At 57.5% G+C, this 11,610-nt stretch carries 12 protein-coding genes and 1 pseudogene; 6 read left to right on the top strand and 7 right to left on the bottom strand.

Annotated elements, in window-relative coordinates; all coding sequences use genetic code 11:
- The 3 genes from AC1DU9_RS23445 to AC1DU9_RS23435 all read left to right on the top strand — a co-directional run.
- Positions 1-232, top strand: a 232-nt coding sequence (locus tag AC1DU9_RS23445) for a DUF2790 domain-containing protein (protein WP_477810859.1), incomplete at its 5' end; no start/stop codon positions are given.
- A gap of 237 nt (positions 233-469) precedes the next feature.
- Positions 470-1,123, top strand: a complete 654-nt coding sequence (locus tag AC1DU9_RS23440; protein WP_223463369.1) for a hypothetical protein — start codon at positions 470-472, stop codon at positions 1,121-1,123.
- A gap of 81 nt (positions 1,124-1,204) precedes the next feature.
- On the top strand, positions 1,205-1,411 hold the full coding sequence (locus AC1DU9_RS23435) for a co-regulatory protein PtrA N-terminal domain-containing protein (protein ID WP_223463368.1): 207 nt from the start codon (positions 1,205-1,207) through the stop codon (positions 1,409-1,411).
- Positions 1,412-1,535: 124 nt separating this feature from the next.
- On the opposite strand, the gene AC1DU9_RS23430 is transcribed toward AC1DU9_RS23435, so the two are convergent.
- From AC1DU9_RS23430 to kynU, 3 genes are all read right to left on the bottom strand, one after another.
- Positions 1,536-2,948, bottom strand: a complete 1,413-nt coding sequence (locus AC1DU9_RS23430) for an amino acid permease (RefSeq protein ID WP_223463367.1) — start codon at positions 2,946-2,948, stop codon at positions 1,536-1,538.
- Positions 2,949-3,033: 85 nt separating this feature from the next.
- Complete coding sequence (locus tag AC1DU9_RS23425; RefSeq protein WP_223463366.1) at positions 3,034-4,347, bottom strand: OprD family porin; 1,314 nt, start codon at positions 4,345-4,347, stop codon at positions 3,034-3,036.
- 102 nt (positions 4,348-4,449) lie between these two features.
- Entirely contained in the window at positions 4,450-5,700 is a 1,251-nt protein-coding gene (gene kynU, locus AC1DU9_RS23420; RefSeq protein ID WP_223463365.1) for a kynureninase, read from the bottom strand.
- Positions 5,701-5,989: 289 nt separating this feature from the next.
- Between kynU and AC1DU9_RS23415 the strand changes: the two genes are divergently transcribed.
- A complete protein-coding gene (locus AC1DU9_RS23415) occupies positions 5,990-6,463 on the top strand; it encodes an Lrp/AsnC family transcriptional regulator (RefSeq protein WP_223463364.1) in 474 nt (157 codons plus the stop codon).
- A 12-nt stretch (positions 6,464-6,475) separates the two neighbouring features.
- Here AC1DU9_RS23415 and AC1DU9_RS23410 read toward each other — a convergent pair whose 3' ends face one another.
- Complete coding sequence (locus tag AC1DU9_RS23410; RefSeq protein WP_223463363.1) at positions 6,476-7,489, bottom strand: AraC family transcriptional regulator; 1,014 nt, start codon at positions 7,487-7,489, stop codon at positions 6,476-6,478.
- Between the two features lie 409 nt (positions 7,490-7,898).
- On the opposite strand from AC1DU9_RS23410, the pseudogene AC1DU9_RS23405 reads away from it, so the two are divergent.
- Positions 7,899-7,991, top strand: a pseudogene (locus tag AC1DU9_RS23405) (hypothetical protein); the annotation flags it as partial.
- 6 nt (positions 7,992-7,997) lie between these two features.
- On the opposite strand, the gene kynB reads toward AC1DU9_RS23405, so the two are convergent.
- Both kynB and AC1DU9_RS23395 read right to left on the bottom strand, forming a co-directional pair.
- Positions 7,998-8,651 (bottom strand): arylformamidase, encoded by a 654-nt coding sequence (gene kynB / locus AC1DU9_RS23400; protein ID WP_477810858.1) that lies wholly within the window; start codon positions 8,649-8,651, stop codon positions 7,998-8,000.
- Positions 8,652-8,865: 214 nt separating this feature from the next.
- Entirely contained in the window at positions 8,866-9,027 is a 162-nt protein-coding gene (locus AC1DU9_RS23395; protein WP_108218102.1) for a DUF2986 domain-containing protein, read from the bottom strand.
- Between the two features lie 270 nt (positions 9,028-9,297).
- Between AC1DU9_RS23395 and AC1DU9_RS23390 the strand changes: the two genes are divergently transcribed.
- Complete coding sequence (locus AC1DU9_RS23390) at positions 9,298-10,380, top strand: 2OG-Fe(II) oxygenase (protein WP_223463360.1); 1,083 nt, start codon at positions 9,298-9,300, stop codon at positions 10,378-10,380.
- Between the two features lie 65 nt (positions 10,381-10,445).
- On the opposite strand, the gene AC1DU9_RS23385 is transcribed toward AC1DU9_RS23390, so the two are convergent.
- Positions 10,446-11,459 carry an FAD:protein FMN transferase gene (locus tag AC1DU9_RS23385; protein ID WP_477810857.1) on the bottom strand — a complete coding sequence of 338 codons (1,014 nt, stop codon included), beginning with the start codon at positions 11,457-11,459 and terminating at the stop codon, positions 10,446-10,448.
- Positions 11,460-11,610 lie beyond the last annotated feature (151 nt).

Raw genomic sequence — 11,610 nt, 5'->3', positions numbered from 1 at the left:
CAGTGTCTTCGACCAGAACAGCCTGCAAGAACCCGGCGCGCATCTCTCCGCCGTCGACTACCACTACGGAATGGAAATCGATGTGAAACGGGTACTGCAGCGCACCGATACCTCCGACAAGACCGGCATGGTGCCGGTGACCCTGGTCTACGAAGACAGCGAGGGCGAGATTCACAAGCTTCGTTTCCTCGAATGGGGTGGAAGCCCTGCCGACCCCACCAGCATTGCCTGATCCGCGCAAGTTAAACCTCATTGGCACCCAGTGYGGATGATATTTATTGTTACCTGAAAGTGAAAACATTCGAATGACTGAAAGTTCATTCGCGAGCGTCACTCTTATCTTCGCAGCATCATGCCGCAAGATTAACTAATCGTAATGGCCGAGTCTTAACTGAAATCAGCAACGGTAAACTTTAATTATGCCGTGCCGAGAGCCAAGTCGATTCACTATTGAATCCAAGAGGTAACCATGGAACTTAGTATGTTTTCTTCGTCCACCGTGGAATATTTGCGCTTGGGCGTTGTATATTTCCATCTTATCGCCTGCTGCGTGGCAATCGGGTTGGTGTTGACCAGTGACATTGCAATGGTCCAGCAACTCTTGAAGGGCGATGTGTCGGGTCACCATGATGACGCGCACATGGACAGTCTTCAAAAAACCGTATCGATTGCACTTGTCTGGCTCTGGATTACAGGCATTGCTATTGTCGGGATCGATTATTCCGGCAAGGGAATGGAGTATTTCCTCAATCCAAAAATACAAGCCAAGATCGGCATCGTTGTGCTGTTGACCATTAACGGCTTCGTGTTGCATCGCGCTGTATTGCCGGCGCTGAAAAAAGCCGGCTCGTTACTGAAGCTCTCCTTCAGCCTGCGCATGCTGGCGCTGTTCTCGGGGGCGTTCTCTGGCGTGTCGTGGTTCTATGCCGCCCTGCTGGGTGTGGGTCGTCCGCTGGCCTGGAAGTACTCCCTGCTGGAGTTGCTGGCCGCCTATCCGGTGCTCATCGTCGGCGGTTTCGGAATGATGGTACTGCTCACCGTCTGGGCCAAAGACAGAGACGCCCAAGCGCGCCTGGAGCAAGGCACCGCGACACCTGGCAACGCCGCCCTGGCGGGCTGGTGAAGTCCGGTTGAACAAGGACGTTCAGCGCTCGCCAATGAATCGCGCTTTAACCGTTAACAAATTTCACTTGAGGATCCCCAAATGAAATCCATGAAAGTTCTCTTCGTAGTCGCCACCCTGACCGCTTCTTCTCTGGCGATGGCCACAGGTGGCGGTGACCGGACCGTCGCACGCATGGAGTCGGCCCGGAAAGTCTCGATGGAAACCTACCAGGTTGCCCAGAAACACAAGGCTGAAGCCTCCGTAGCTCAAAGCAAAGCCAAGGCAGCCGACCGCACCAACAGCTGATCTGTGGTGCGGCCTCAAGCCTCGAATGCAGCACCCAAGCCAGCTGACCTTTACGACAGAGTCATGACGGCAAGGCAAGCTTTGCAGGTTGAAGAATGCCCGTATCGTGAGATACGGGCATTTTTTATGGGGCCAGTATTTTTCGCTCTTGACGCGTGACCGCCCGGGTTTTCCTGAAGAAGATACCGTAGACAATCGACAGCACCAGCAGAAACGGCACACCGAACACCAGGGTCATCTTGAAGGCCTCAGTGAAATAGGTCGTGATCATCACCGCCCCCATCAGCACCAACCCCAGCAATGTGCTGTAGGGAAACAGACGCATCCGGAACGACAGTTTGCGGTTGCCATTGCGCTCGTGAAAACGACGGAAACAGAAGTGCGTGAGGAAGATCATGAACCAGGTAAAGATCGCGCCGAACATCGAGATCGCCATCATCAGGGTGAACGAACTTTCCGGGTACAGGATGTTGAGCAAGGTCGCCAGGGCGATCCCCGAGCTCGAGAGCAACAACGCGTTCAACGGGATCCCGGTCTTGCTCAACACACCCATGGATTTTGGCGCGTAGCCGGCACGGGACAGGCTGAACATCATGCGCGTAGTGATGTACAACTGGCTGTTCATCGCCGACAACGCCGCAATCAGGATCACGAAGTTCATCACGCCGGTGGCGCCGGGAATGCCGATGGCTTGCATCACCGTGACGAACGGACTCTGCGCATGGCCAGCCTGGACCCAAGGCACGATTGCCAGCATCAACGCCAGGGTCAGCAGGTAGAACACCACCAGGCGCACGATAGTCCCGCGAAAGGCTTTCTTTACCGCTTGCTCCGGGTCTTTTGCCTCACCGGCAGCCACCGCGATCATCTCCACGCTCAGGTAGCTGAAGATCGACACGATCACTGCAATCCACATCCCTTGCAGACCATTGGGGAAGAAACCGCCGTGAGCGGTGTAATTGTGCACGCCGTAGTCCGGATTACCGGAACCGAACACCACATACACCGCCAGGATGATGAAGCCGACAATCGCACCGATCTTGATGGTCGAGAACCAGTACTCGAAGGTGCCGAAAGTCTTCACGCTGATGGCATTGAGCACGATCAACACACTGGAGAAAGAGACGATCCATATCCACTCCGGCACGTTGGCAAACCAGTACTTCATGTACATCGCCACCGCCGTCACTTCCGTGCCGACCGCCAGCACAATCGCCGCCCAGTAGGCATAGCGCACCAGGAACCCGGCCAAGGGACTGACATAAAATTCGGCGTAGGCACCGAACGAACCCGAGGTCGAATGGGCCACGGTCATTTCGGCCAGGCAGCCCATCAACAGCAAGGTGATGATTGCGCCGATGGCATAGCTGAGTAGTACGCTCGGCCCGGCATAACCGATGGCATAGGCACTGCCCATGAACAGCCCGGTACCAATTGCACCGCCAATGGCGATCATGCTCATCTGCCCCGACGTCAGCTGACGCCGCAAACCGTGTTCACGGTTGGATATCGTTTCGAAACCGGAGTTATCGGTCATTTTTATGTCCTCTGGATTTTGTCTTTCTTGAAGAGCACGTCGTGGATTTAACGGTGGGGATCAGCCACGCACAGCAGGACACGGATCAGAAAATACTCAGCGGATATTCGATGATCACCCGGACCTCGTTGTTGTCCGTGGTGTCGGCACGGGCGACCTGCGCAGTGGAACGCACACTGGCCTGACGCACGCGTATTGAAAGATCCCTGGCCTTGCCCGACTGCACGACATAGCGCGCCTCGATGTCGCGCTCCCAGCGTTTGCCGTCATCGCCGTAACGTCCATAGGCGCCATTGGGTCCGCCGTCGTAATGGCTGTCATCGATGTGGTCGCCACTGACGTAACGCGACATGAAACTCAGGCCCGGCACGCCGAAAGGCGCCATGTCCAGGTCATAACGCAGTTGCCAGGAGCGTTCGTTGGGGGCGTTGAAATCGAGAACCTGAATCGAGTTGGCGAGGAAGATCGACGTGCCTGGCTGCTGGTCGAAGCCCAGGTAATCGAACGGCTCGTCGCCATCGACCCGCTGGTACGCCAGGGTCAACCGATGGGCACCGAACTTGTACGCGGTGGACAGCGACCAGGTGGTGTTGTCGATCTTGCCAGCCAGGCTCTGGCCACTGTCGTTGGTGCGATAGAGATTGAAATCCAGGTTCAGCGACTGGCCTTCGCCAAGGGCAAAGGTGTAGTTGGTATTGGCGTAGTACTGGCGCCAGATGTCGGTGAACTGCGAACCGTAGAGGCTGACACTCAGTTGATCGCTCAGCGCATAGCTACCGCCCAGATAATCGACGCTGCGGGTTTCCACGCCGGCGTACAGCGCTTTGAGCGCGCCATTGGCATTGGTCGAATTACTGTCGTTGCCAGCAGTGAAGTGACCGATGTCCAGTTGCAATGCCTTGAGTTCATTGCTGGTCAACTGAAAGCCGGTGGCAACACTGGTGAACAGACGCGCATTGCCAGTGCCGAACACCGGATTGAGCGGAGTCAGGTTGCCGTACTTGAATTCGGTCTGCGAAATCCGCGCCTTCACCGCACCGCCCGCTTCGGAATATTCATCCTCGGGACGACCATCGGCATCGACCGGCAGCAGACCCGTGCCCGTGCGTCCCTTGCCACTGTCGAGCTTGAGGCCCAACTGCGCATAGGCATCGACCCCGAACCCTACCGTTCCCTGGGTGTAGCCGGAGCGGTAATCGAGCATGATCCCGTGGGCCCACTCGTCCCGATAGTTCTGACCACCCGGGTTGTTGAGGTTATTGCGATAGAAATAGAAGTTACGGTTGGTCAGGGTCAGGCTGCTGTCTTCGACAAATCCGTTGTCAGAGGCGGCACAGGCCATTTGGCCAAGGCAACTGGAGATGGCGAGCGGCAAGGCAGGCCAGAGGGACAGTTTCATTCTGCGTGCTCCTTATTATTGTGATTGCAGAACTGGTTATTGCCGGCGGCCGAAGCCCTGCCGCAGGGAAGTTCCCGCAGCAGGACACGGACGCCTCAGGGTTCAGGTCACGCTGTGGCGAACCTGGAATTGCGCTTGCGACCAGGTGTTCCGGTCGAGGATCTCGCCGAGGATCTGTACCGCATCCCAGACTTCGGTGAAGGTCGTGTACAGCGGGGTGAAGCCGAAACGCATGATGTGTGGCTCGCGGTAGTCACCAATCACGCCACGCTCGATCAGGGCCTGGATCACCGCATAACCTTCCGGGTGTTCGAAGCTGACGTGACTGCCTCGTCTGGCGTGCTCACGGGGTGTGATCAGCTTCAGTTCGTGAGCCGCGCAACGCTGCTCGACCAATTCGATGAACAGGTCCGTCAGAGCCAGGGATTTGCGGCGCAAGCTGGCCATGTCGGTCTGGGCGAACACGTCCAGGCCGCACTCAACCATCGCCAAAGAGGTAATCGGCTGGGTACCGCACAGGTAGCGCGCGATGCCGCTGCTCGGCTCGTAATGCGACTCCATGGCGAACTGCCGCGAGTGGCCGAACCAGCCGGACAACGGCTGCGGCACCAGATCGCACAACTGTGGCGAAACCCAGACAAAGGCCTGCGAACCCGGCCCGCCATTGAGGTACTTGTAGGTGCAGCCGATGGCGTAATCGGCACCCGCCTGGTGCAGGTCGACCGGCACGGCGCCAGCGGAATGTGCCAGGTCCCAGATGGCCAGCGCGCCACATTCGTGGGTCAGCGCGGTCAGAGCCTGCATGTCGTGCATGTAGCCGGTCTTGTAATTGACGTGGGTGAGCATGACCACCGCCGTGTCCTGGTCAATCGCTTGCGGTAACGCTTCAGGACTGTCTACCAGACGCAGGGTGTAACCCTGTTGCAGCATCTGCGCGAGGCCTTCGGCGATGTACAGGTCGGTGGGGAAATTGCTCGATTCGCTGACGATCACCCGTCGCTGCGGCGACCTGGTGGCCTGAACGCGCAAAGCGGCGCCCAGCACTTTGAACAGGTTGATCGAAGTGGTATCGGTCACCACGACTTCCCCCTCCCCCGCACCGATCAAGCCCGCCAGGCGGTTGCCCAGACGCTCCGACAGCTCGCGCCAGCCTGCGCTGTTCCAGCTGCGGATCAAGCCGTTGCCCCACTCCTCGGCGACCACCGCTTGCGCCCGGGCCAATGCAGCGACCGGCCGCGCCCCCAAGGAATTGCCATCGAGATAAATAACGCCCTCGGGGAGCGCAAACTGCTGGCGCAGGGGCGCCAGCGCGTCCTGGGCATCAAGCGCCAGGCAACTGTTTCTTGTCGTCATTGGGTGTCCTGTTTTTTGTTATGCGACGCCATCCGGGCAGGTTGCAGCAGCCGGTTCAGGCGCCCTGAATAAAGGCAATTCACCTGATACTGATCAGTTAACACTCGCTCCCACAAGGACTGCAGTGTTCAGAAACCTAACTGACCGGAACCAGGTGATTCGCTTGCCTTTCGATGGAGAGATAATGAACGAACCTTTGAAGAATTTTCGTGCAAAGCAACCGGTCATGTAGTAGTTATTTCGCAGAATATTCGAATCAATGCCCAATAACCGCGGATTTATTCAAACCATGAATCTTGACTCGACAGACCTGCGAATCCTGCATCAATTGCAACAGGATGGCCGTATCAGCAATCAGGAATTGGCGGAGAAAGTCGCCTTGTCACCGTCGGCTTGCCTGCGTCGTTTGCGCCTGCTGGAAAGCGAAGGAATCATCACCGGCTATCGCGCGGTGCTGAATGCCGAGCGGCTGGGCATTGAACTGGAAGCCATCGTTCATGTGTCGCTGCGACAGGACGTCGAGGACTGGCACGAGACCTTCATCAAGAAGGTTCAGCAGTGGCCGGAGGTGGTCACTGCCTATGTCGTTACCGGGGCGAGCAACTATGTGTTGCGGGTCCAGACCCGCAACCTCAAACACTTCTCGGATTTCATCGTCAACCACCTCAACCGTACCGCCGGCGTCACCGATATACGTTCGGAAATCGTCCTGCAAAAAATCAAGGAGCGCGAGCAATTGCTGGATCTGGTGGTACGCAAATAAGGACGCCGACCTTCAAAGCCCGTGCAGGCGCCGGGCTTCGTTGCGCTGCAGGGTCATGCTGGGGGTTTCGTCGAACAGCTTGCGGTACTCGGTGGAAAAACGCCCCAGGTGCATGAACCCCCAGCCCATGGCGATCGCGGAAATATTGCGTGCCGAACCGTGCTCAAGAATCTCCTGGCGCACGGCGTTCAAGCGGTACTTTTTCAGGTAGGCCATCGGCGACATGGCGAAGTGCTTCTTGAACGCATCGAACAACTTGAAGCGCGAAACGCCGGCAGCGGCCTCTATGTCCTCCAGGTGCAACGCTTCGCGGGCATTGTCGTGGATGTGCTGTCGAGCCCTGATCAGGTAGTGCGGCAACTTCACGCCCAGCACGTCCCGCAGCGCCTGCGAATAGTTGTTGGGCTGGGCCAGGATCAAGCCTTTGATCAGCGAGCTTTCAATGTCCCGGGTGAAGGCCACCTGTTCGAAGAGTTCGCTGCTGCGCGCAAGCTCGTCGATGAAGTAACGCGCCATGCGCCACCACGACGCCGATGCGCCATCGATCGCATCCATCACCGGCTCGAAGCGCAGCGGCGCGTCCAGAGGCCGTTGCAACATCCCCTCCAGCGCTTCGCTCATCGCGATACGCGTAATCACCACCTGAACCTTGCGACAGTCACCGGAGATCGCCAGCAGCTGGTTTTCATTGGGCGAAACGATGACCCCTTGATCGCGGTCGGACCTGAGCACGCTGCCGTCCTTGCTCAGCTCCTGTTGGCCCACCAGCGGCAAGCTCAGGCTGTAGCTGCTGAAGTGCTCGGCGTCTTCGATATCGATGGTGACATCAGTGCCGTATTCGATAGTACCCAGGGTGGTGGCCATCGACTTGAACATGTTGGCGTTGTGATGAAAGCGGATCCGCTCGGGGTTCGCGCTCACCAGCCGATGGGGGCCGCAGATACCGGACATCCAGCTTCTGGCGGCCTCGAGGTCATCGCTGTCGACACGAATGTCGCGAAACTGCGGATCCACTTTGCTGCTCATCACGGTGCACTCACAGGCAATATTTTCGGCGCGCTCTGACGGCGCGTACCAGGCTGGAAAGGAGCAACTTCCACGCCACAAATCGTCGGCGCCCACTTAACGGATAGTGATCGGCAACCAAGCGGATAAGGCATGGCTGACAAAGCCGCAAAAGCACTCGACCAGCACTTGATGTAGCGCAAAACATTATCTGATTGGCGCAAACAGGTGCAGCCGTTTATCACCTGGTGCGGGATTTGTGTCATCGCTGCCCAACCAACTGTTACCTGCCGCCAATTTACGGACTGCCTTCGCCAACTGATCGGAAAGACCGCCACCCGCCCCGCTCCTCTAACGAGCGCACCGATTAGCCCAATAAAAAAGATTCTTCACGCAATCCCGGGGAACTCCAGGAGCCGGCTTGCCGGCGATGGAACTGATCTTCGAAAAGAACTGGATCTACGCCTGCCAAGAAAGCTGGCTGGCCAACAACCACGACTTCGTGACCCTGCGCGCCGGCCGATGATCATCACCCGCGTTGCGACGTACTCAGCGGCCGCAGAATCGCCCTGACCGGACTGGCGTCCAGATGAGCAAAGCGCAGCGGCAAGGCGATCAGTTCATAATCGCCTTCCGGGACAGCGTCCAGCACGATGCCTTCAAGAATCGCCATGTGATGGCGGGCCACGGCACCGTGTGAATCCATGGTCCTGGATTGCTGGGGGTCCAGTGACGGCGTATCGATGCCAATCAAACGCACACCCAGGCTTGCCAGCAAGTCGATGGTCTCCCTGGCAACGGCCGTGAACCCTGAATCCCAGGCTGTCAGCGGCGCTTGTCGCCAGGTGCGCAGCAGCACGCGCTCGGGCACGTCGTGCAAACGTCCTTGCAGTTGCCCGGGCCGCACCAGTTCGCCGCTGTCCAGACAATGCAACACGCGGCAAGGCCCGATATAGACGTCCAACGCCACCTCGCCAATCGGCGCACCGTCAGCGCTGTAATGCAGCGGCGCATCGACGTGGGCGCCGGTATGCGGCGACAGGGTGATGCGTCCGACATTCACCGGACACTCGGGACCGTAGGTCCAGACGCGCTCCTCCTGGAACGGCGTGTCACCCGGCCAGGTCGGCGTTTCGGTACTCAAGGGTGGACTGATGTCCCACAACGTGATGTTTTTTGTCATCGCAATGCTCACCGGATTTTCCGAGTGAAATGATACGAGCGACAGCGGTGAAGATTCGTGCAAAAACCTTGGGTAACCGTGCGGGTTTTCGCACAATCCGCCGTGGATGAGCGCGATTTCGGCAGGAAATTTCAAAGCGTGTCGCTTCACAAAGTCCGGTACGGGACTCACTCAAACGCCATGCCGCCCTTCTTGTGGCGAACGACAATATGGATCAGCTCTCAGCGCAAATGCTGGAGTCCTGACTGGATTCAGCAGCCAGTTTCAACCGGTCCGCTTTACTGATGTATTTTGACTTGCTTTTCGGTGCCAATTTGGCACTGGCCTTTTTAGCGTTAGCCTTTAACAACTGGTTTATTTTTTTACGACGATTCATATTTTCCTACTCCTTTTGCAAGTGTTTGAATGATATCAGCTTAAAGAGCCTGGCCAGTTCCCTGTTCAGGTCCAGGCTGTGGGAAAACGCATGCACGGTTTTAAAGTCTGCGTTGCTACATGAAATCTGCCAGCGTTTGGTCAGGCAGCCGAGCAATCACGATCTGCGTTCTGGGCAGCTTCAACAAGACTGAACTAGTTTTACCTTCACGCTTGGAGTGCCTGGCGTTTTTCCTGATAGCGATCCACTGCCTACCTGCAAGGAGTTGTGATGCGCGCCACAGCCTTTTCAATCGGTGGACCTGCCCCTTGGTTCCATTGCCGCACTCAACAAAGAGAGCGCTTTTGTTTCGACACTATCGCCGGTCGGTATGTCGTGCTTTGTTTTTTTGGTTCCGCGGCTGATCCCGCATCAATTAAAGTTCTGGAAGGTGCTCGGGCCCATCGCCAACGGTTCAATGACGATCACGTCTGCTTCTTCGGTGTTTCCGTAGATCCCGAGGACGAAAAGCTCAAGCGGGTAGAAAGTGCGATACCTGGCATGCGCTTCATCTGGGACTTCGATCGGTCAGTCAGTCAGCTCTACGGTACATTGCAGCCAGACGGCAGCCTCAGGCAAATGACCTATGTGCTCGATCCTGCGCTGCGTGTCCTGGCCATCGTCCCGATAGAGGCACCGGTCGATAACCATATACCCTCGTTAATGCGCTTTCTGGATAGATTACCCGCACTGGCTGCGCCACATGCCGCCACTCCTCACGCCCCCGTCCTGGTGATTCCCCGTATATTCGAGCCCAGGCTGTGTAAAGCACTCATCCGTTATTACGACGAACGTGGCGGAGAGGAATCCGGATTCATGACGGAGCGGTCGGGTAAAACCGTCCACGTCACCGACCATGGCCACAAGCAACGTCGTGACTGCGTTATTGAAGACAAAGCGCTATCCAAGGCATGCTCGCTGCGTATAGCCAACCGTTTGCTTCCAGAGTTACACAAAGCGTTCCAGTTCAATGCCACTCGAATGGAGCGCTATCTGGTGGCCTGCTACAACAGCGACGAAGGCGGGCACTTCCGGCCCCACAGGGACAACACCACCAAGGGTACAGCGCATCGCCGTTTTGCAGTTTCCCTGTTTCTTAATACGGGAGAGTACGAAGGCGGTTTTCTGCATTTTCCAGAGTTTGGAAAAGGACTTTACAGCGCACCAACAGGAGGGGCCGTGGTGTTTTCGTGTTCACTTTTGCACGAAGCCACGCCTGTGACCCAAGGTTGCCGCTATATGTTTCTCCCGTTTCTATACGATGATGCCGCTCGCGTCATTCGAGAAGAGAATCTTCCATTTATTGGACGCTGACTCGTGTGCAACACAACTCAGCTGTCATTAGCGCTTGGTCGACCGGTAGGCAAGGCTTCCTTCAACTACTGCTTCGTCTTGCTCTGCTCGGGAAACAACGACTCGAATCGCGGCGTCGCCCGGGCAACGAAACCCTGCCCCTGGCGCACGATGAAATAGGCAGCGAGATCATGCCGCTCGGCGAAGGCAAAGCCTTCCTCCGGGCCGAGCACCATCAACAGCGTAGACAAGCCATCGGCATGCAGCGCCGAAGGGTCGACCACCGTCACTGCCGCCAGCGCGTGCTTCACCGGCGTACCGACACGTGGATCGAAGGTGTGCGAATAGCGCTGGCCACCTTCCTCGAAATAGTTGCGATAATCGCCGGAGGTGGAAACGCTGTAGCCATCCAGTGCAATGGTGCGCTCCACTTGCCGCTCGCTTGCGCCGCTCGGCACCTCCAGGGCGATGCGCCAGGGCGAGCCATCCGGCTTGCGGCCGACCGCCTTGAGTTCACCGGTGATCTCGACCAGATAGGCCTGGATGCCCAGGGCCGAAAGCCTATCGCCGACCTGATCCACCGCATAGCCGGCGACAATGCTGTCAAAATCCAGTTGCGCCGCCACATCCTTGCACAGCTTTTCGCCCTCCATGCGCAAGTGCTGATGCCCTACCCGTGCTCGCTCCCGTGCCAGCGCGCCAGCATCCGGCAAGCRCTCCCCCCGTGACTGCGGACCGAATCCCCAGAGGTTCATCAATGGCTGCACCGTCAGGTCGAAAGCCCCGCCACTCTCGCGGAACAGAAACTCACCGTACGCCAGCAAGCGACGCATTTCTTCCGGCAACGCCTGACAGGCGCCRGCCGGTAGATCGTTGAAGCGGGAAACCACGGAGTCGCTGCGCCAGTTGGAAAACTGCTGGTCGAGCGCCGCGAGTATCGTCTCGACTTCGGCCTTTACTCGCTGCGAGTCGGGCGTCTGCGCGGCGGGTACGTACTGGATCGAATAAGTGCTCCCCATGGTCGGTCCGGAAACGCGCTCGATCCGTTCGCCACAGCCATACAGCAACGTCAACAGCATCACCAGCAGGCTTACGCGCATCAATCAACACCTCTGTGATCCCGTGTGGGATGACTACCGCTCATCAGCAAGCCTGATCAAAAAATGAACAAAACCTCTACTCGGCACTCTGAGTTGCGGGGTGATCAATTGTCCCCCTCCCTTTTCGCTCAACGTCCTGGAAGCAAAAAAA

The organism is Pseudomonas sp. P4_C1, from assembly GCF_056402155.1.
The sequence above is the reverse complement of the archived record's forward strand: the minus strand, read 5'-3'. Positions and strand labels throughout refer to the sequence as shown.